Raw genomic sequence first — 20515 nt, 5'->3', positions numbered from 1 at the left:
TGGCCTCGATTGCGATCATGTGACGGCGTTGCTAGAGCGCAAGGAACAAGATTTGGAGAGCAGCCGTGACGCGAACGATCAAGCCGCTGGTGGCGGGCAACTGGAAGATGAACGGGCTGAAGGCGGACCTCGCCATCGCAGCCGAGGTTGCCAAGGGCCATGACGCCACGCTGCGGCGGGCCGTCGACCTTGCCATCTGCCCGCCCGCGACGCTGCTGTTCACGCTGACGGCTTCGCTGATCGGCTCGCGCATCGCGACTGGCGGGCAGGATTGCAGCGCTCACGCCAGCGGCGCCTATACCGGCGAGGTCTCGGCGCCGATGCTGGTCGATGCCGGCGCGAGCTATGCGATCGTCGGGCATTCCGAGCGCCGGACCCTGCATGGCGAAAGCAATGCGCAGGTGAAGGCCAAGGCCGAGGCGGCGCTGGCGGCAGGGCTGACGCCGATCGTCTGCGTTGGCGAAACCAAGGACGAGCGCGAGGCCGGCAAGGCGCTGGCGATCGTGAAGAAGCAGCTGCGCGGTTCCGTGCCCGAGGGTGTGACGGCAGCCTCGCTGGTCGTCGCCTATGAGCCGGTATGGGCGATCGGCACCGGCCTGACGCCGACAGTGGCGGATGTTGCCGAGATGCACGAAGCGATCCGGGTTGAGCTCGGGCGCATCCTTGGTAAGGCGACTGCCGCCGGCGTCAGGCTGCTCTATGGCGGCTCGGTCAAACCGAGCAACGCGGCTGAGCTGATGAACGTTGCCAATGTCGATGGCGCGCTCGTCGGGGGCGCCAGCCTCAAGGCCGAGGATTTCCTTTCGATCGCGCGCGCCTGCGCCTGATCCCGGGGGAGATTGAAATCGCAGGTGGCATGGGCGGAAAGCCCATGCTATGGCCAGCGCCGTTCCGCGGGATGCCGCCATCTTGGCAGGCGCCCGCGCCATACCCATTTCGAGAGCCATGCAGAACGTCCTCATCGTCATCCACTTGTTGATCGTGATCGCGCTCGTCGGCGTCGTGCTGCTCCAGCGTTCGGAGGGAGGCGGGCTCGGCATGGGCTCGGGCGGCGGAGGCGGCGTCGGCGGCTTCATGACCGGCCGCGGCCAGGCCAATGCGCTGACCCGCGCCACGGCGATTCTCGCCGGCCTGTTCTTCATCACCTCGATTGCGCTCGCGGTGATGGCGACGCATGGCCGTACGCAGCGCTCGATCATCGACGGCGCCCCGGCGCCAGCCGGAATGACCGCGCCGGTTGCCCCGAGCGGACCTTCGGCGCCGAATGCCGGCGGGGTGCTCGACCAGCTCCGGCAGATGCAGAACCAAGGTGGTTCACAGCCGCCGCAGCCGGGCACACCGACGCGGTGACCGGAACGAGACAAGGGCAGGGGCCGGGAAACCGGCCCTTCTCTTTTGTGGACAAGCGCAAGGCGCAGGAACGACCTGCATCGATGTGCTTAGCGAATCGAACTCGAAGCGTTAAAGGTGACCTCCCATGACGCGGTATGTTTTCATCACCGGCGGCGTGGTGTCCTCGCTCGGCAAAGGCCTGGCGGCGGCGGCTCTGGCTGCTCTCCTGCAGGCGCGTGGCTATAAGGTCCGCCTGCGCAAGCTCGACCCCTATCTCAATGTCGATCCGGGCACGATGAGCCCGTATCAGCATGGCGAGGTCTTCGTCACCGACGACGGCGCCGAGACCGATCTCGACCTCGGCCATTACGAGCGCTTCACCGGCCGGCCCTGCAACAAGGGCGACAACATCACCACCGGCCGCATCTACATGGACATCCTGACGCGCGAGCGCCGGGGCGACTATCTCGGCGCCACCATCCAGGTGATCCCGCACGTCACCAACGCCATCAAGGAATTCGTCCTCTCCGGCAATGACGGCTACGACTTCGTGCTGGTCGAGATCGGCGGCACGGTCGGCGACATCGAGAGCCTGCCCTTCCTGGAGGCCATCCGCCAGACCGGCCAGCAATTGCCGCGCGGCCAGTGCATCTTCGTGCACCTGACGCTGCTGCCCTATATTCCGACCGCGGGCGAGCTGAAGACCAAGCCGACCCAGCACTCGGTCGCCGAGCTGCGCTCGATCGGCATTCAGCCCGACATCCTGCTCTGCCGCACCGATCGCGAGATCCCGGTCGAGGAGCGGCGCAAGCTCGCGCTGTTCTGCAATGTCCGCGAGACTGCGGTGATCGAGGCCCGCGACGTCGCCTCGATCTATGACGTGCCGCTGTCCTATCACGCCGAGGGGCTCGACACCGAGGTGCTGGCCGCGTTTGGCCTGGACGACAAGACCGCCCCCGACATCAGCAACTGGCGGCGCATCTCCGAGCGGATCAAGAACCCGGAAGGCGAGGTCACCATCGCCATCGTCGGCAAGTACACCGGGATGAAGGACGCCTATAAGTCGCTGATCGAGGCGCTGACCCATGGCGGCATCGCCAACCGGGTCAAGGTCAATCTCGACTGGATCGAGTCCGAGGTGTTCGAGAAGGAGGACCCGGCGCCCTTCCTCGAGCATGTCCACGGCATCCTGGTGCCGGGCGGCTTCGGCCATCGCGGCGCCGAAGGCAAGATCAAGGCGGCGAGCTTCGCCAGGCAGCGCAAGGTGCCCTATTTCGGCATCTGCTTCGGCATGCAGATGGCGGTGATCGAAGCGGCGCGCTCACTCGCCGGTGTCAAGAACGCCAATTCGACCGAGTTCGGCCCGACCGAGCAGCCCGTCGTCGGCCTGATGACCGAGTGGATGCGCGGCAACGAGCTGGAGCAGCGTTTCTCCGGCGGCGATCTCGGCGGCACGATGCGGCTCGGCGCCTATCAGTCGAATCTTTCGGCTGACACCAAGATCGCCAAGATCTACGGCTCGACCGAGATATCCGAGCGGCACCGCCACCGCTACGAGGTCAATATGGGCTATCGCGAGATGCTCGAGGCCAAGGGCCTGCGCTTCAGCGGTGTCTCGCCCGACGGGCTGCTGCCGGAGACGGTCGAATATCCCGACCACCCCTGGTTCATCGGCGTGCAGTACCATCCCGAGCTGAAGTCGCGGCCGTTCGAGCCGCATCCGCTCTTCGCCAGCTTCATCGAGGCGGCGGTGGTGCAGAGCCGCCTGGTCTGATCGCCTCTTCCCGGCGATAGCCGCCCTGACCGTTACAAGGCGCGTCTCGCATCTTCCCTTCGGAGGCGAGGCGCACAATGCCGTTCCCATCCGCCCTGCGACAGTCTGGCGCGCCGTCGCCGCTGACGTATAGTGACCTCCTTGACCATCATGGCATGCAAGGGGCGGCGGCATGACGATCTCGATGGCCGGGTTACCGGCGTTCATTCTGTATTTCTGCGTCGGGTTCGCGCTGATCGCCGGTTTTGCCGCGGTCTACATGCGGCTCACCAACCATGACGAGATCGCGCTGATCCGCGGCGGCAATCTTTCCGCTGCGATCGCCTTCGGCGGCAATCTCGTCGGCTTCTCGGTGCCGCTGGAGACGGCGATCGAGCAAGCCGCCAGCATTCCCGACCTGGTGATCTGGGCGGTGATCGCCATGGTCGTCCAGCTTGGCGCCTATGGCTTTGCCTGTATCGTCATCCCCGACCTCTCGCGCAAGATCGAGGAGGACCGGATTCCCTCGGCAGCGATGCTGGCCGTGATCGCCGTGATCAGTGGCACGCTCGCTGCTGCCAGCATGAGCTTGTAGGAGGCCGCAATGAAGCGCTCGACCCAGATCGGGCTCGCCGCGGCAGGTGTGGTGTTGGTGGCGACCTACTGGTCGCTCTCCGGCGGCGAGACCGACGATTCGCTGGTCTACAGCAATCTCTCCGAGTGCCGGGCTGCCAACCTGCTCGGCTCCAGTCAGTGCGAGCAGCGCTTCAACGAGGCCTCCGCCAACCATCTGCGCGACGCCAAGAAGTTCACCAGCAGCGCCTCCTGCGAGCAGGAGTTCGGCGCCAGCGGCTGCCAGAGCGCCGTCTGGAACGGGGCGCAGGTCTTCATTCCGGCCTTGGCGGGGATCATGCTGGCGCGGCAATTCATGTCCGGCGGTGGCGCGGCGCAGCCATTGCTGCCGCCGACCAGCGCGGCCTGTCCGCCAGGGACGCGCCAGCCCGGCTCCGGGCGCCCCGAATGCGAGCAGCCCGCCCGGAGCTCGTCCTCGTCATCTTCATCGTCCAGTGGCGGCTATTATGGCGGCAGCAGCAGCCGCTCGCGCGCCTATACGACGACCTCCGGCCAGGCGATGGTCGCCCGCAACATCTCCTCGACCGGCATGGCGAGCACGCCGAGCGTCGCCTCGCGCGGCGGCTTCGGCTCGACCTCGCGTTCCTTCTCCTCTCATTCCTCGTCCTGACCGATGGAGCGGCTTCGCGTAGCACCCCGCAAGAACTGGCAGGCGGAGGCCGAGCGCCTCGGCTTCGCCTATCACACGCTCGACGGCGAGACCTATTGGGACGAGAGCGTCGCCTATGCCTTCTCGCTGAAGGAGATCGAGGAGGACATCGAGGCGCCGACCGGCGAGATCGAAGGCCTCTGCTTCGCCTTCGTCGAGCGTGCCCTCAAGGACGAGCAGATCCTGCGCCGGCTCGCCATCCCGGAGGCGCAGTGGAGCCTGATCCGCGACAGCTGGCAGCGCGGCGACCGCAATCTCTATGGCCGGCTCGACCTCGCCTATGACGGCAAGGGGCCCGCCAAGCTGCTCGAATACAATGCCGATACGCCGACCTCGCTGTTCGAGGCGGCCGTGGTGCAGTGGGACTGGCTCGAGCAGGCGATGGCGCAGGGCCTGGTCTCGCGCGGCTGCGACCAGTTCAACTCGCTGCATGAGCGCCTGATCGCGGCCTTCGGCCAGTTGCGTAGTCCGACGCCGGAACGCATGCATTTCACCTGCGTGCAGGGCAGCGTCGAGGATAAGGGCACGGTCGACTATCTGATCGATTGCGCCGGCCAGGCCGGGATCGATGCCCGCTTCACCTATATCGAGGAGGTCGGGCTGCTCGCCGACGGGCGCTTCTGCGACGGCGCCAGCCTGCCGATCGAGGTGCTGTTCAAGCTCTATCCCTGGGAGTGGCTGTTCCGGGAGCAGTACGCCTCGGCGCTCGCCAGCTCGCGCTGCCAGTTCGTCGAGCCGCCCTGGAAGGCGCTGGTCTCCAGCAAGGGGCTGCTTCCCTATCTCTGGGAGATGGCGCCCGGCCACCCCAACCTCCTGCCGGCCTATTTCGAGGACGATCCGCGCTGCGCGGAGCTGGGTGCGAACCATGTCCGCAAGCCGCTCTATTCGCGCGAGGGCGCCAATGTGACGCTGATCGAGGGCGGGGCGGTGCGCGACAGCGATGACGGGCCCTATGGCGCCGAGGGTTTCATCGTGCAGGCGACCGCGATGCTGCCGAACTTCGACGGCAATTATCCGGTGCTCGGCTCCTGGCTGGTGGCTTCGCAGCCTTGCGGGCTCGGCATCCGTGAGGATACGACTCCGATCACCAAGAACACCTCGCGCTTCGTGCCGCACGTCATCGAGCCGTAGCGCCCAACGCCTACGGTCTGCCTCATGCCTGAAACAAATGCCCGCAGCCTCGACCATCTCGTCATCGGCGTCGCCGATCTCGATGCGGCCGGAGCCTTCTATGCCGATCTCGGCTTCCGCGTCGGCGCGCGCAACCGCCATCCCTGGGGGACCGAGAACCGGATCGTCCAGTTCCCCGGCGCCTTCCTCGAATTGATCACCGTCGGCGACGCCACGCTGATTCCGCCGCATGCGCCGCGGCATTTCTCCTTTGGCGCCTTCGTGCGCGACGCGCTGGCGCGAGACGAGGGGATGTCGATGCTGGTGCTGGAGAGCCGCGATTCGACAGGCGATGCCGAGAGCTTCCGCAGCGCGGGCATCGGCGACTTCGAGCCCTTCTTCTTCGAACGCCAAGCGCGCCGGCCGGATGGCAACGAGGTCCGCGTCGCCTTCTCACTCGCCTTCGCCGAGAATCAGAAGGCACCCGAGTGCGGCTTCTTCGTCTGCCAGCAGCACGAGCCGCAGAACTTCTGGAACCCGGCTTTCCAGCAGCACGAGAACGGCGCGAGCGGGCTGTCCGCCGTGTTCCAGGTGGCGCAGGAGCCGGCTGCGCAGGCGGCTTTCCTCAGCGCCTTCTCTGGCGCCGGGAGCTTCGCGACACCGGAGGCGGGCTTGCGCCTGCCGCTGCCGCGTGGGCGCCTGGAGGTGCTGACACCGCAGGCGGCCGCAGTCAGGCTCGACGGCGGGAGCCAGTCGGAGCAGCCTCACTTTGCTGGCTTCGCCGTCGCTGTTCCCGAGCTCGAGCCGATTCGGTCGCGACTCGCCGAGCGGGGCATCGCTCACCATCGGGAAGGCGCGCGTATCGTCGTCCCGGCGAGTGCGGCGCTTGGCTGCGCGATCGTCTTCGAGCTCGGCTGACGCTCGATCAGCGTCCCGGCGCCTCGGCGCCAGCATGGGCCGGCCCTTCGGGCAGATTGGCCAGCAGGCCGAGCAAAGCGCGGTCGTGCAGCACGACCATGCGCTCCTTCGGCTTCAGCCAGATCACTGCGTCGGCAATCGTCTCGGCATCGATCAGCTTCGCTTGAGCTACGGCGCGGTCGGGCTCGATCTCGCCGCGCCGGCGCGGCTGGACCTGGGGCAGCATGGCTTCATGGGTCGCGCGCAGCATCGGATCGGCGTGGAGCGTCGCAAGTCCGTCGGCGTCGTCGAATCCGGCTTGCGAGAACTCGGCCTGGAGCGCGTTGGCCCGCAGGGCGATCGCCGGCGGATCGCCTTCCTCCGGCGTCATCAAGAGCCCGCGCCGCTTCAGCCAGAGGCCGAGCGCAAGGTTGCCCGAGGCCCAGGATAGCGGGATCGCCAGCAGCAAGCCGACGATCGTCGGCGACATCCAGGCGAAGAGCGAGGTCGCGATCATGAAGGCCGACAGGCCAGCGACGAGGCCGAGCAGCGTATGGGCGCGGTGTCGGCGGGTGATGTCCTTGAGCGGGATCGAGCCGTCGTCGCGGCGCTGCGGATTCCAGCCGGTGTCGCGGCCGACCAGGATCTGGAAGACCGAGCCGGACTGGATCACCATCATGATCGGCGCGAAGAAGGCCGAGAACAGGATCTCGAGCAGCGCCGAGAGGACGAGGCGGATGCCGCCGCCGCAGGCGCGCCTGAGCTTGCCGTCGAACAGCGTCAGCAGCAGGCCGAACAGCTTCGGCGCCAGGAGGATCGCCATGGTCAGCCCGAACAGGTTGAGCGCGCGCTCGGGGTCGAAGCGCGGCCAGACCGGGAAAAGCCTGAACTCCTCGGTGAAATATTCCGGCCTGGCGTAGTTGACCTGCAGCACGATCAGGATGCCGACCACCAGCTGCATCAGCCAGAAGGGCGAGGCGAGATAGGCCATCATGCCGGTGGCGAAATGCTGGCGGGTCGAGAGCTTCAGGCCCTTGGCGCCGATGACGCGCGAATGCTGGAGATTGCCCTGGCACCAGCGCCGGTCGCGGGTCGCGATGTCGATCAGCGAGGGCGGGCTCTCCTCATAGGAGCCCGTCAGGTCGGGCAACATGTAGACTGACCAGCCGGCGCGCCGGATCAGCGCCGCCTCGACGAAGTCGTGGCTGAGGACGTGGCCGCCGAAGGGCGGCTTGCCCTTGAGGTCGGGCAGGCCGCAGTGATCGGCGAAGGCCTTTGTCCTGATGATCGCGTTGTGGCCCCAGTAATTGCCGTCGCGGCCGGACCAGATCGCCAGGCCGGTCGCGATCACCGGGCCGTAGACCCGCGCCGCGAACTGCTGCAGGCGCGCGAAGAAGGTGTTGCGGTTGATGATCAGCGGCAGCGACTGGATGATGCCGGCGTCGGGATCGGCCTCCATCGCCGCGGCGAGGCGCACGATGCAGGTGCCGGTCATCAGGCTGTCGGCGTCGAGCACGACCATATGGGGGTAGTGGCCGCCCCAGCGCGTGACGAAGTCGGCGATGTTGCCGGCCTTGCGGTGATGGTTCTTCGGCCGGTGGCGATAGTAGATGCGCGCATCCGGTCCGAGCCGCTGGCGCAGGGCGAGGAAAGCGCGTTCCTCCGCCACCCAGATGTCGGGATTGGTGGTGTCGGAGACGATGAAATAGTCGAAATGGTCGCCTAGGCCCGTCGCCTCGATCGACTCGCGGATCGCCGCCACGGCCGCAAAGGTCCGCGCCGTCGATTCGTTGTAGATCGGCATGACCACGACGGTCTTCTGCGCCAGCGTCTCGGCGCGCGGGCTCTTCACCAGCCGGAAGAGCAGTGCGCAGAAGCCGAGGATCGCGCTGGTGAAGGCGAGCGCGATCCAGGAGAAGTTCACCGTGAAGAGAACGAGCAGCACGTACTGCAGGAAGGTCGTGCGGCTGACCGACACGACATGGTACATCTCCCAGGCGCCGTAGGCGGTCAGCGCCCAGGCGCCGCCAAAGACGAAGATCCGGGCGAGCCAGGGCGTACGCCAGGCTTGCGGCACAGCCCGCTGGCGCCCCTCCGAGGCGTTCCAGCTGCGGAAGGATTGTACCGGCATCTCCAGCCGGTTCTCGGGCGGCGTCGCCTCGACCGGGGCGGGATAGCCGGTCGCGACCTCGATCTCGGCCGGGCGGGCAGCTACGTCCACAGTCACCAGGTCCACCGATTGAGCAGGGTTTCCGAAACCGGCTGGCCGCCGGCGTCGAGCACGAGGCGAAGTTCCGAAAGTGTCTCGCTGCCGGGGTCGACCTCGAAGGCAACGCGCATGGTGCGTCGCTCCGGATAGGGCCAGAGCCGCAGGTTCTGGATCGAGCCCGGCGTTGCCGTCACATTGGCGCGGATGGCGGCGACAAGGGCAGCGTCGCCGAGCCTGTCGCCGGTAAAGTCGACGAGGAAGCGGCGCCGGCGCGCCTGCGAGCCGCGGCCTTGCCGGATGCGCGTCGCGGTGGCGAGCGGCGGGCGCTCGGGCGGCTGCCAGCACCAGGCCTGCCGATAGGCAACCGTCGTCTCGCTGCCGGCGGCGATCGGCTGGCGCGGGCGCCAATAGCTGATGATGTTGTCGTTGAGCTCGGATTCGCTGGGGATCTCGATCAGCTGGACCGAGCCTGGCCCCCACTCGCCGAGCGGCTCCATCCAGACACTTGGCCTGAGCTCGAAGCGCTGGTCGTCGTCGACGAAGGCGTTGGGATCGCGCTCGCGCTGGACCAGGCCGAAGCCGCGCGGATTGGAATCCTGGAAGGACGAGACCTGCAGATTGGCCGGGTTGCTGACCGGCCGGTAGATCCATTCGCCATTGCCGGTGAGCATCTGCACGCCGGAGACCTCGTGGACCGCCGGGCGCAGATCGTCGAAGCCGCGCCGGCTCTGCGGTCCGGAGAGATAGGTGCCCATCACGCAGCCGAAGCCGACATGGTCGAGATTGGCGCGGGCGAACAGGGTCATCTCGACATCGATGAAGGTGACGTCGCCGGGGCGCAGCGTCATGCGGACCGCGCCGGTGACGCTCTCGGAATCGAGCAGTGCGTGGATGATCAGCACGCCGGCGGCGGGGCTGGGCCGCTCGATCCAGTAGGCGCGGAAGAACGGAATCTCCTCGCCGCGCTGCTCGCCCGGCCGCAGGATCAAGGCGCGGGCCAGCGCCCCGAAATTCTGGCCGCGAGCCAGCGAACGGAAGAAGGTCGCGCCCTGGAACAGCGCGAGCTCATAGGGACGCTCCAGACCGGCCGAGACGCGGAAACCCGAGAACTGCAGGTCGGCCCCTGACGGCGGCGGCGTCACGCGGCCATAGTTGAACTTGCCGGGGTCGAAGGCGACCCGCCTTACCACCTCGTCCTCGACCGTGAACAGGCTGACTGGCGACGAGAAGACATAGCCGCGGTGCAGCGGCTCGACGGTGAAGCCGCGATTTTCGCTGGCCCAGATCATGCCCGAGGGCTGCGCCCTGATGCCGACATACTGGTCGTAGGGCAGGGTGGCGTAGCCTTCCGGCAGGTCGGTCGCGACCAATGGCACCATCGGCCGGCGCGAGAGGACGCGCGCGGCTTCGACGACGAGCGCGGGATCGAAGCGTTGTCCTTCGGCGATGACCGACTGCACCAGCCCGGCCCATGTCGTCGGGGCCTGCGCCGCCGCAGTGCCGACGGCAAACCGCTGCGCGATGGCGCCGGTCGCTGCGAGGCTCAAAAATCGACGGCGATTCAAGGATTTCGACATGATATCCAACTTGGGTCGGCAAAGCTCTGCCGACTTGCGCTTCTAGAGCATTTCGCGCGGGGCTGAAAAGCGCAGTGCAAGGCCAAAGGCGAAAAAAGGAGCGCCTAGCATGCAGGAATGCCATGCTGAAAACGAAGCCGTGCCAAATGGCTCGTCAGAGGCCGGCGTCTGGGCGCATCGTCTACTGGGCTTTGCCAAATCCGCTCGCTATCGGCTATCCACCGCCGGTGCGGCATTTGCCTGCGCCCCCGCGACGACGGCCGGTCGTGGCCGCGCTTCCTCGTTAAAGAGCATGTGACAGGACGATCATGACGGAAATGCAGCCCGCTCGGACCTGTCTCGCCATCGTGCTGGCCGCGGGCGAGGGAACCCGGATGAAATCGGCAAGGCCGAAGGTGCTGCACGAGGTGGCCGGCCGCTCGCTGCTCGGCCATGTCCTGGCGGCCGTGACGGCTGCCGGCGCCGATGCGCTCGCCGTGGTGATCGGGCCCGATCGTCCCGATGTGGCGGCCGAGGTCAAGAAGCACGCTCCGCACGCCGCGATCTTCGTCCAGAGCGAGCGCAAGGGCACCGCGCATGCGGTGCTGGCGGCCCGCGAGAGCCTGGCGGGCAAGCACGATGATGTGCTGGTCGCCTTTGCGGATACGCCGCTGGTGCGCCCGGAGACCTTCGCCGACCTCCGCAAGGCATTGCATGGCGGTGTCGGCGTTGCCGCGCTCGGCTTCGAGGCGCGCGACCCGACCGGCTATGGCCGCTTCGTCACTCAGGATGGCGCGTTGCAGGCGATCGTCGAGCACAAGGACGCCGACGAGGCGATGCGCGCCATCACGCTCTGCAATGCCGGGCTGATGGCGCTCGACGGCAGCAAGGCGCTCGCCATCCTCGACGCGATCGGCTGCGCCAATGCGCAGAACGAATACTACCTGACCGATGCCGTCGCGGTGGCGCGAGCGCAAGGTCTGAAGGCGGTCGCCCAGGTCGCGCCCGAGGCCGAGGTGCAGGGGGTCAACGATCGGGCCCAGCTCGCGGCCGTCGAGGCCGATTTCCAGCGCCGCAGGCGGCTGGAGGCGATGCTGGCCGGCGCCACGCTGATCGCGCCCGAAACCGTGTTCTTCAGCCATGATACTGTGATCGGCCGCGACGTTCTGATCGAGCCCAATGTCGTCTTCGGCCCCGGCGTCAAGGTCGCGGACAATGCCGTCATCCATGCCTTCTCGCATCTCGAAGGGGCGAGCGTCGGCCCAAGCGCCTCGATCGGCCCCTATGCACGGCTGAGGCCGGGTGCCGATCTGGCGAAGGGCGCCAGGGTCGGCAACTTCGTCGAGATCAAGGCGGCGGCGATCGGCGAGGGCGCCAAGGTCAACCACCTCACCTATATCGGCGATGCCGAGATCGGCGCGAACGCCAATATCGGCGCCGGCACGATCACCTGCAACTATGACGGCTTCTTCAAGGCGAAGACCATCATCGGCGAGGGTGCCTTCGTCGGCTCCAATTCGGCGCTGGTCGCGCCGGTGACGATCGGGGCGGGCGCCTATGTCGGCTCGGGCTCGGTCATCACCCGCGACGTCAAGCCGGACGCTCTGGCCGTCGCGCGCGGCCGGCAGATGGAGCGCGAGGGCTGGGCTTCGGCCTTCAGGGCTGCCGCCCAGGCCCGAAAAGCCCGGCAATAGGCGATTTGCAAGGCATTTCGTTCACAGTTCGACATTCAACGTGATTTCGCATTCGCGTGTCCTCGGACTATTGCGATGCACATCGATATCAACGGATGAGGCACATCCATGTGCGGGATCGTGGGCATTCTCGGCAAGCAGGCCGTCGCCGGCCAGGTCGTCGAGGCGCTGCGGCGGCTCGAATATCGCGGCTATGATTCAGCCGGCGTCGCGACGCTCGAAGGTGGCCGGCTCAGCCGCCGCCGCGCCGAAGGCAAGCTCAAGAATCTCGAAGTGCGCCTCTCCAACGAGCCGCTCGAGGGCCTGATCGGCATCGGCCACACCCGCTGGGCGACGCATGGCAAGCCGACCGAGACCAATGCCCATCCGCACGCCACCGAGAAGCTGGCGGTCGTCCACAACGGCATCATCGAGAACTTCCGCGAGCTCAAGGCCGAGCTCGAGGCCGACGGCCACGTCTTCGCCAGCGAGACCGACACCGAGGTCATCGCCCATCTCGTCACCCGCGAGCTCGACCGCGGCAAGGATCCGGTCGCGGCGGTCGGAGCGTCGCTGCCGCACTTGCGCGGCGCCTTCGCGCTCGCCTTCCTGTTCGAGGGACAGGAAGACCTGTTGATCGGCGCCCGCAAAGGCTCGCCGCTCGCGGTCGGCATCGGCGACGGCGAGATGTATCTTGGCTCGGACGCGCTGGCTTTGGCGCCTTTCACCAATCTGATCGCCTATCTCGACGAGGGCGACTGGGTGGTGCTGAACCGCAAGGGCGCGACCTTCTACGATGCCGACGGCCAGCAGGTTGAGCGCCGCGCCCAGCGCGTCGCGGCCGGGGCCTTCCTCGTGGAGAAGGGCAACCATCACCACTTCATGGCCAAGGAGATCTACGAGCAGCCGGAAGTGGTCGGCCATACGCTGACGCATTATATCGACATGGCGAATGGCGTGACGCGGCTGCCTTTCGAGACGCCGTTCGACTGGAAGAGCCTGTCGCGCCTGTCTGTCTCGGCCTGCGGCACGGCCTATTATGCCGGTCTGACCGCCAAGTACTGGTTCGAGAAGCTGGCCCGCCTGCCGGTCGAGATCGATGTCGCCTCGGAGTTCCGCTATCGCGAGGCGCCGCTGCCTGCCAACGGGCTCGCGCTCTTCGTCTCGCAATCGGGCGAGACCGCCGACACGCTGGCCTGCTTGCGCTATGCCCGCCAGGAAAGCCAGCACGTCATGTCGGTCGTCAACGTGCCGACCTCGACGATCGCGCGCGAGAGCGATGTCGTCGCCCCGACGCTCGCCGGCCCCGAGATCGGCGTCGCCTCGACCAAGGCTTTCACTTGCCAATTGACCGCGCTCGCCGGCCTCGCCATCGCCGCTGCCCGCGCCCGCGGCACGCTCTCGGCAGAGCAGGAAGCGCGTTATGTCCAGGAGTTGATCGCGCTACCCGGCCTGATGGCGCAGGCGCTGACGCTGGAGCCCGAGATCGAGAAGCTCGCCCGCAAGCTCTCCAGGGCGCGCGACGTGCTCTATCTCGGCCGCGGCACAGCCTTCCCGCTGGCGCTGGAAGGCGCGCTAAAGCTCAAGGAAATCAGCTACATCCACGCAGAAGGTTACCCGGCGGGCGAGCTCAAGCATGGCCCGATCGCGCTGATCGACGAGGACATGCCGGTCATCGTCATCGCCCCGCACGATGCGCTCTTCGAGAAGACCGCCTCGAACATGCAGGAGGTCGCGGCGCGCGGCGGCCGGATCATCCTGATCACCGATGCCAAGGGCGCGGCCGAAGCCGGGATCGTGCCTGAAGCGACGATCATCATGCCGGAGATGGATCCGCTGTTCGCGCCGATCGTCTACGCGGTGCCGATCCAGATGATCGCCTATCAGACGGCCGTCTTCATGGGCAAGGACGTCGACCAGCCGCGCAATCTGGCGAAATCCGTAACGGTGGAGTGAGCCGTCATTCCGGGGCGCTGCGCAGCGGCGAGCCCGGAACCCAGAACCGATGTCGGTTGTGGTGAAGGCGCGGGAGCCGGTAGGATTTCTCCGGACAAGGCATCGGTTCTGGGTTCCGGGCTCAGGCCTGCGGCCTGCCCCGGAAAGACGCAAAAAGTCCAGCCGTCGTTTTATTCGGCCTCCGGCTCTGGCCGGCTTGCGACATAAGTGCCGGCTGCGATCAGGCCGGCGCCGCTCAGCCAGAGCGCGATCGGCGGCGCATCGGTTGCCGCCACGATGACGAAGCTCAGCAGCATCGAGCCGCAGGCGACATATTTCGTCCTGCGGGCGATTGCGCCGGTTTCCCGCCAGCGCATGACCTGCGGGCCGAGCCGGGGATGGTTGACCAGCCAGCTTTCGAAGCGCGGCGAGGAGCGCGAGAAGCACCAGGCCGCTGCGATCAGGAAGACGGTGCCGGGCATCACCGGCAGGATCAGCCCGATGATGCCAAGCAGCACGCAGAGCCAGCCGACCGCAAGATAGAGCGGCCGATGCCAGCGGCGTTGCGGTCTGGAAGGTTCGGACACGAAACTCGTCGATCCCGGCGAATCGGGGGTGGCCAGCGGCTTGCGCTCGGCTATCGTTCGATAGTGCGGCGCAATATGGTCAGGCCGCAAGAGCGACGGAGACCCGGATCGCCTATGACTGCCCGCACGCCCGATCCGCGCCTGGTCGTCCAGCCCGACCTGCTGCGGCCAACCTTCGGGACCAGGCTCAGGCGCTATTTCCTGACCGGTCTCGTGCTGGCAGCGCCGCTCGCCATCACCGCCTCGGTGACCTGGTGGTTCATCAATCTGGTCGACGGAATGGTGAAGCCGCTGGTGCCGGCGCAGTTCTGGCCCGAGAATCATTTGCCGTTCCCGCTGCCCGGCTTCGGCCTGATCATCGCCCTGATCGGCCTGACGGTGATCGGTTTCTTCGCCGCGAACCTGGTCGGGCGCACCCTGATCGGCGCCGGCGAATCGATCCTCAACCGGATGCCGGTGGTGCGCGGCCTCTACAAGGGCGTGAAGCAGATCTTCGAGACGATCTTCTCGCAATCCGGCACCTCGTTCCGTAAGGTCGGCATGGTGCAGTTCCCGCAGCCGGGAATGTGGTCGATCGTTTTCATCGCCCAGGAGGCGGCACCCGAGATCGCCGGCAAGCTGCCCGATGGTGACGAGCAGATCGGTGTCTTCCTGCCCTGCACGCCGAACCCGACAACCGGCTTCTTCTTCTACCTGCCGCGGCGCGAGATCGTCGAAGTCGCGATCTCGGTCGAGGATGGCGCCAAGCTGATCATGTCGGCCGGGCTGATCCAGCCCGGCGAGCCGATGTCGGACGCAGCGAAATAGCTCAGACCTTCAGCGGCACCCAGATTTCGACGATGCCGTTGCCGGTTGCGCCGTCGAAGCGCTGGTCCATACGCTCCAGTGTCACGCCCATCGCCGGTTCACGGCCGGATTTCGGCAGCCAGTCGCGCCAGATCGCCTCATAGGTCTGCTTGATGCCGGTGATGTGGCCGCTGTGCTCGAACACGGCACAGAGCTGCTCCGGCACGCTCAGCCGCGCGAACTCGTCGGGGAGATCGCTGAATGAAGCGACTTCCGCGCCGGCGATATAGTCGAAGGCGCCGACATCGTCGCAGTTGTAGCTCGCGCCATAGGCGACATAGCCCTTCTGGCCGGGGATATGGCCGAAATGCGGGACGATTCTCTGCCAGAGCAGCGGGATGCCTTGCGTGTTGTCGACCGAGAAATGGCCGTTGAAGCCGGCGATCAGCAGGGGCTTGCCGGTGACGATACGCGGCTCGGCGAGGGGAGTGCGATTTGCAGCGTGCATGGACAGAGGCTCCACGAGAGCAAGGGATGACAGGTCTCGCCTCGAGCGCAGGTCCTCCGGCGTGATGCCGAACTGCTCGCGAAAGGCGCGGGTGAAGGCCTCGTGAGAGCCATAGCCCCAGTCGAGCGCGACCTGGAGGATGTCGGGCGCCCCATCGGCGAGCTGGCGCGCCGCTTCCGAGAGCCGGCGCTCGCGCACATAGCGCATCACCGAGCGGCCGGTCGCCACGCCGAAGGCGCGGCTGAGATGGAAGCGAGAGACGCCGCTGACTTCCGCGATCTCGTCGAGCGAGAGCTCGGAGGCGAAGCGGCTTTCGATGCACCAGAGGGCTTTCTTGATCGGGTCCATGGCTCACTCACGAAACGCCGGCACCATGGCGGAGGCAACAGAGCCGCGCTTGATCGGGATTGCTCTCGCTTCTAGCGCGCAGCCTTGGCGACATCGAGGAAGGCCCGCAGCGCCGGTGGCACGGCGCGGTGGCCGGGATAATAGATCGCGATCCGCTCGGGAGCGGGCGCCCAGGCAGTCAGAACCTGGCGAAGACGTCCATCCGCTAGGGCCATGTCTGCCGCCGGGCTGGCGACATAGGCGATGCCGAGGCCTCCTGTCGCTGCCTCGACCATGAGTTCCTCATCGTCGAGAATGACCGAGCTGCTGGCATCGACCGTCAGCTCCTGTCCGGCGCGCTCGAACTCCCAGCGATAGAATTTGCCGCTCGGCATGCGGTGGCCGATGCAGCGGTGATGCTGGAGGGCATCGGGTGTGTCCGGCACACCGAAGCAATCGAGATAGGCCGGCGATGCGACGCAGATGAAGCTGACGAGGCCGCCGAACGGTACGGCGACCATGTCTCGCGGGATCGAGTCGACGAGGCGCACCCCGGCGTCGAATCCTGCAGCCACGATGTCGATCAGCTTGCCTTCGACGACGAGGTCGACGGCGACGTCCGGAAAGCGCTCCGCCATCGCGGGAAGAACCTCTCGGACGAGCAATGCGGCAGCCAGTCGTGGTGCGTTGATGCGGACGCTGCCGGCGACACCGCCGCGGAACGTGGCGATGCTGTCCAGAGCCGCGTCCAGCGTCGCGAGCGCCGGCTGCAGGCGGCTGAGCAGTTCGAAGCCGGCTTCGGTCGGTGCGACGCTGCGAGTGGTGCGGTTGAGCAGGCGCACGCCCATGCGTTCCTCAAGCGCCCGCATCGCATGGCTCAAGGTCGAGGGCGCCGTGCCGAGCTCGTCGGCCGCGCGCCGAAAGCTGCGAAGGGTTGCGACGCTGACGAAAGCCGTGAGGTCGTTGAGCGAGGGACGAGCCATTGCTGGTGATTTTGCATCAGGTCGTACGATTTTCAACGACTAATCCGAACAATGCCTCTTCCCTATCTCGTATCGGTAACCAACCGAGAGGCATGGGACATGGACAAGACTTGGCTCATTACCGGCGTATCGTCCGGCTTCGGCCGGCTGTTGGCGCAGAAGGCTCTGGCGCGCGGCGACCGGGTCGTCGGAACCAGCCGCAGAGAGGATGCGCTTCCAGAGTTGCGGGAACGCTATCCGGAACGGCTGCGCATTCTCCCACTCGACCTTCGGGATCAAGGCTCGGTGCGCGCCGCGGTCGACCAGGCGTTCGGAGCGTTCGGTCGGATCGACATCATCGTCAGCAATGCCGGCTATGGCCTGCTCGGCGCGGCCGAAGAGGTCAGCGATCAGCAGGTCCGCGACATCATCGCGACCAACCTCGTCGGCTCAATCACCCTGATCCAGGCGGCGCTGCCGCATCTGCGCAAGCAGGGCGGCGGACGCATCCAGCAGGTGTCGAGCGAGGGCGGCCAGATCGCCTATCCGGGCCTGAGCCTCTATCACGCGAGTAAGTGGGGTATCGAAGGCTTCGTCGAGACCGTGGCGCTGGAGGTTGCGCCGTTCGGCATCGAGTTCACCCTCGTCGAACCGGGGCCGACCCGAACGGAGTTCGGCGGCAATCTTGCCCATGCCGATCCGATCGCAGCCTATGAGGAGACGCCCGTCGGCCAGATCCGCGCGGCAGTTCGCGGCTCCTGGATCGTCAAGGGCGATCCCGAACGGGTGACCGACGCGATGATCGCACTTGCTGACCAGAAGAGCCCGCTTCCGAAGCGATTGGCGCTCGGTGCCGACGCTTACGCGAACATCCGCAAGGCGCTCGGCGATCGCATGATCGAGCTCGAGCGCCAGCAGGACATCTCGCTCGCTGCCGACTTCACCGAAGCCGAGCTCGCGCGGCTCTGACTGCGTGCGCAGGCCCCGATCGCATCAAGCCCACCCATCGAACATTCAGGATAGGAACCGACATGGCCAAACGCGACGCCATTTTCCCCGCCGACCGACATGCCCTCTACGATCTCCATCAGTACTCGGCCGCCGTCCGGCATGGCGATTTGCTCTTCATCTCGGGGCAGGTCGGCAGCCGCGAGGATGGGTCGCCCGAACCGGTGTTCGAGGATCAGGTCCGGCGGGCTTTCGCCAATCTGCGCGCGGTTCTGGCTGCGGCGGGAGCGAGCTTTGATGACGTGATCGACGTCATCTCCTTCCACACAGACCCGCCGGCACAGTTCGAGAGGATGATGGCGATCCGCGCCGAAGAGATTGGCGAGCCGCCCTATCCGACCTGGACCGCTGTCGGTGTGACCTGGCTCGCCGGCTTCGATTTCGAGCTCAAGGTGATCGCCCGCATTCCGGCTGCTGCCGCAGCGAGCAATCCGAACTGAGTCTTGCCTCAGCCCGCCCGCAGCAGGCGGATCGCGACGTCGCGCTCGAACAGATAGAGCAGCGTCCGGATCGCCCGCCCGCGCGGGGTCTCCAGCTGCGGGTCGCGCTCGATCAGCAGGCGGGCGTCATCCCGCGCTGCCGCCAAGAGATCGCCGTCGATCTCCGGGCGAGCGATGCGCCAGTCGGGCGAGCCGGACTGGCGCGTGCCGAGCACCTCTCCTTCGCCGCGCAGGCGCAGATCCTCCTCGGCGATGCGGAAGCCGTCCTCGCTCTCGCGCATGATGGTGAGGCGCGCTTCCGCCACCTGGCCGAGCGGGCCCTTGTAGAGCAGCAGGCAGGTCGAGGCGGCCGACCCGCGGCCGATCCGCCCGCGCAACTGGTGGAGCTGGGCGAGGCCGAAGCGCTCGGCATGTTCGATCACCATCACCGAGGCGTTGGGCACGTCGACGCCGACCTCGATCACCGTGGTCGAGACCAGCACGCGCGTTTGCCCGCCGGAGAAGGCGGCCATGGCGGCGTCCTTGTCGCGCCCTGGCATCTGGCCGTGCAGCAGCCCGACCTTGTCGCCGAAGAGGGCTTGCAGCGCCTCGAAGCGCTCCTGCGCGGCTGCGACGTCGAGCGTGTCGGATTCCTGCACCAGCGGGCAGACCCAGTAGACTTGCGCGCCGCTCTCCAGCGCCCGCCCGACCGCGCCGACGACTTCGTCATAGCGCTCCAGCGAGATCGCCCGTGTCGTGATCGGTTTCCGGCCGGCCGGTTTCTCGGAGAGGATCGAGACGTCCATGTCGCCGAACCAGGTCAACGCCAGCGTGCGCGGGATCGGCGTCGCGGTCATGACGAGGATGTCGACCGCCTCGCCCTTGGCGCCGAGCAGCAGGCGCTGGTGCACGCCGAAGCGGTGCTGCTCGTCGACGACGGCGAGCGCCAGATCATGGAAGGCGACGCCTTCCTGGAACAGCGCATGGGTGCCGACGACGATGTCGATCTCGCCGTTCGCCAAACCTTCCAGTACCTGCCTGCGGCCGGCGCCCTTCTCGCGGCCGGTCAGCAAAGCGAGCTTGAGCCCGGCCTTGTCGGCGAGAGGCGCCAGGCGCTCGGCGTGCTGGCGGGCGAGGATTTCGGTCGGCGCCATCAGCACCGATTGCCTGTTGGCCTCGGCTGCGGCTGCCATCGCCATCAGCGCCACCACGGTCTTGCCCGAGCCGACATCGCCCTGGAGCAGGCGCAGCATGCGTTCTGGCTTTTCCATGTCGTCATGGATGTCGGCGATCGCCTTGCGCTGGCCGTCGGTCAGTGTGAAGGGCAGGGCGGTCTCGATGGCGCGGCGCAGGACGCCATCGCCGGCCGTAGCCCGGCCCGCCGCCTTCTTCTGCTGACGGCGCACGAGGGCGAGCGCGATCTGGCTCGCCAGCAATTCGTCATAGGCGATGCGCCGGCGCACGACCGTCTCGCCTGTCGCCGCCTTGAGGTCGACCGGGTGGTGCAGAGCGTGGACGGCATCGCGGAAGGGCACGAAGTCGTTACGGGCAGCGAAAGCCTCGTCCTGCCATTCCAGCAATTCTGGACAGCGTTCGGCGGCGCCGGCGGCGATGCGCGCCATGACGCGGCCGCCAATGCCCTCGGTCAGCCCATAAACCGGCTCGACCGACGGCATCGTCGCGGCGAGCTTCGGGTCGAGGATGCGGTCGGGATGCACCATCTGGCGCATGCCGTCCCAGAGCTCGAGCTTGCCCGAGATGATGCGGTAGGCGCCGATCGGCAGGGTCTGCAGGAGATGACGGACATCGGCATGGAAGAAGACCAGCGTCACGTCGCCGGTCTCGTCCTCGACGATAATGCGATAGGGCGCCTTGGCCTTGGTCGGCGGGGCAGGACGATGTTCGGTGACCCGCGCCGAGAAGGTCGCGACCTCGCCGATCGGCGCCTCAATGATGCTCTCGCTCGGCCGCCGGTCGATCGCGCCGGTCGGCAGGTGGAACATCAGGTCGATGACGCGGGCGGCGTGTGTCTCGTCGCCCAAGAGCTTGTCGAGCGCCTTGGCGAGCTTGGGGCCGACCCCGGATAGGGCCGTGGCCGGGGCGAAGAGCGGATCGAGGACGGATGGACGCAATGGCTTCACGGCATGTCAGGAGTGCGAGCCCTGCGGCAC

At 67.0% G+C, this 20515-nt stretch carries 18 protein-coding genes; 12 read left to right on the top strand and 6 right to left on the bottom strand.

Features of this window, described 5'->3' with window-relative positions; genetic code table 11:
* The first annotated feature begins 65 nt into the window (after nucleotides 1-65).
* The 7 genes from tpiA to AC1DS0_RS02870 all read left to right on the top strand — a co-directional run bounded on the left by tpiA (nucleotide 66) and on the right by AC1DS0_RS02870 (nucleotide 6395).
* Nucleotides 66-827 carry a triose-phosphate isomerase gene (gene tpiA / locus AC1DS0_RS02900; RefSeq protein WP_476812871.1) on the top strand — a complete coding sequence of 254 codons (762 nt, stop codon included), beginning with the start codon at nucleotides 66-68 and terminating at the stop codon, nucleotides 825-827.
* A 118-nt stretch (nucleotides 828-945) separates the two neighbouring features.
* A complete protein-coding gene (gene secG / locus AC1DS0_RS02895; protein ID WP_476812870.1) occupies nucleotides 946-1350 on the top strand; it encodes a preprotein translocase subunit SecG in 405 nt (134 codons plus the stop codon).
* Nucleotides 1351-1477: 127 nt separating this feature from the next.
* On the top strand, nucleotides 1478-3106 hold the full coding sequence (locus AC1DS0_RS02890) for a CTP synthase (protein WP_476812869.1): 1629 nt from the start codon (nucleotides 1478-1480) through the stop codon (nucleotides 3104-3106).
* A gap of 172 nt (nucleotides 3107-3278) precedes the next feature.
* Nucleotides 3279-3680, top strand: coding sequence for a DUF350 domain-containing protein (locus AC1DS0_RS02885; RefSeq protein WP_476812868.1), 402 nt, complete (start codon nucleotides 3279-3281; stop codon nucleotides 3678-3680).
* 9 nt (nucleotides 3681-3689) lie between these two features.
* Nucleotides 3690-4328, top strand: a complete 639-nt coding sequence (locus AC1DS0_RS02880) for a DUF1190 domain-containing protein (RefSeq protein WP_476812867.1) — start codon at nucleotides 3690-3692, stop codon at nucleotides 4326-4328.
* 3 nt (nucleotides 4329-4331) lie between these two features.
* Nucleotides 4332-5498 (top strand): glutathionylspermidine synthase family protein, encoded by a 1167-nt coding sequence (locus tag AC1DS0_RS02875; RefSeq protein WP_476812866.1) that lies wholly within the window; start codon nucleotides 4332-4334, stop codon nucleotides 5496-5498.
* Between the two features lie 24 nt (nucleotides 5499-5522).
* On the top strand, nucleotides 5523-6395 hold the full coding sequence (locus AC1DS0_RS02870; RefSeq protein ID WP_476812865.1) for a VOC family protein: 873 nt from the start codon (nucleotides 5523-5525) through the stop codon (nucleotides 6393-6395).
* A 7-nt stretch (nucleotides 6396-6402) separates the two neighbouring features.
* On the opposite strand, the gene mdoH is transcribed toward AC1DS0_RS02870, so the two are convergent.
* Nucleotides 6403-8505: a glucans biosynthesis glucosyltransferase MdoH gene (gene mdoH / locus AC1DS0_RS02865; RefSeq protein WP_476813081.1), complete on the bottom strand. Its 2103-nt coding sequence runs from the start codon at nucleotides 8503-8505 to the stop codon at nucleotides 6403-6405.
* A gap of 92 nt (nucleotides 8506-8597) precedes the next feature.
* Nucleotides 8598-10160 (bottom strand): OpgD/OpgG family glucan biosynthesis protein, encoded by a 1563-nt coding sequence (locus AC1DS0_RS02860; protein WP_476812864.1) that lies wholly within the window; start codon nucleotides 10158-10160, stop codon nucleotides 8598-8600.
* Nucleotides 10161-10477: 317 nt separating this feature from the next.
* Here AC1DS0_RS02860 and glmU point away from each other — a divergent pair, with 317 nt between their 5' ends.
* Both glmU and glmS read left to right on the top strand, forming a co-directional pair.
* Nucleotides 10478-11833 (top strand): bifunctional UDP-N-acetylglucosamine diphosphorylase/glucosamine-1-phosphate N-acetyltransferase GlmU, encoded by a 1356-nt coding sequence (gene glmU, locus AC1DS0_RS02855; protein ID WP_476813080.1) that lies wholly within the window; start codon nucleotides 10478-10480, stop codon nucleotides 11831-11833.
* Nucleotides 11834-11941: 108 nt separating this feature from the next.
* The gene (glmS, locus tag AC1DS0_RS02850; RefSeq protein ID WP_476812863.1) at nucleotides 11942-13768 is read left to right on the top strand and encodes a glutamine--fructose-6-phosphate transaminase (isomerizing); all 1827 of its coding nucleotides are present in this window, start codon (nucleotides 11942-11944) and stop codon (nucleotides 13766-13768) included.
* Nucleotides 13769-13938: 170 nt separating this feature from the next.
* Here glmS and AC1DS0_RS02845 read toward each other — a convergent pair whose 3' ends face one another.
* A complete protein-coding gene (locus AC1DS0_RS02845) occupies nucleotides 13939-14334 on the bottom strand; it encodes a YbaN family protein (protein ID WP_476812862.1) in 396 nt (131 codons plus the stop codon).
* Nucleotides 14335-14448: 114 nt separating this feature from the next.
* On the opposite strand from AC1DS0_RS02845, the gene AC1DS0_RS02840 reads away from it, so the two are divergent.
* Nucleotides 14449-15141 carry a DUF502 domain-containing protein gene (locus tag AC1DS0_RS02840; RefSeq protein ID WP_476812861.1) on the top strand — a complete coding sequence of 231 codons (693 nt, stop codon included), beginning with the start codon at nucleotides 14449-14451 and terminating at the stop codon, nucleotides 15139-15141.
* A 1-nt stretch (nucleotide 15142) separates the two neighbouring features.
* On the opposite strand, the gene AC1DS0_RS02835 is transcribed toward AC1DS0_RS02840, so the two are convergent.
* Entirely contained in the window at nucleotides 15143-15976 is an 834-nt protein-coding gene (locus tag AC1DS0_RS02835; protein WP_476812860.1) for an AraC family transcriptional regulator, read from the bottom strand.
* A 71-nt stretch (nucleotides 15977-16047) separates the two neighbouring features.
* Complete coding sequence (locus tag AC1DS0_RS02830) at nucleotides 16048-16938, bottom strand: LysR family transcriptional regulator (protein WP_476812859.1); 891 nt, start codon at nucleotides 16936-16938, stop codon at nucleotides 16048-16050.
* 99 nt (nucleotides 16939-17037) lie between these two features.
* Between AC1DS0_RS02830 and AC1DS0_RS02825 the strand changes: the two genes are divergently transcribed.
* Nucleotides 17038-17886 carry an SDR family oxidoreductase gene (locus AC1DS0_RS02825; protein WP_476812858.1) on the top strand — a complete coding sequence of 283 codons (849 nt, stop codon included), beginning with the start codon at nucleotides 17038-17040 and terminating at the stop codon, nucleotides 17884-17886.
* A 62-nt stretch (nucleotides 17887-17948) separates the two neighbouring features.
* Nucleotides 17949-18365: a RidA family protein gene (locus AC1DS0_RS02820; RefSeq protein WP_476812857.1), complete on the top strand. Its 417-nt coding sequence runs from the start codon at nucleotides 17949-17951 to the stop codon at nucleotides 18363-18365.
* A gap of 8 nt (nucleotides 18366-18373) precedes the next feature.
* On the opposite strand, the gene recG is transcribed toward AC1DS0_RS02820, so the two are convergent.
* On the bottom strand, nucleotides 18374-20476 hold the full coding sequence (gene recG / locus AC1DS0_RS02815) for an ATP-dependent DNA helicase RecG (protein ID WP_476813079.1): 2103 nt from the start codon (nucleotides 20474-20476) through the stop codon (nucleotides 18374-18376).
* Nucleotides 20477-20515 lie beyond the last annotated feature (39 nt).

The organism is Allobosea sp. P4_H5 (genome assembly GCF_056400825.1).
This window is presented reverse-complemented; position numbering and strand designations above follow the sequence as displayed.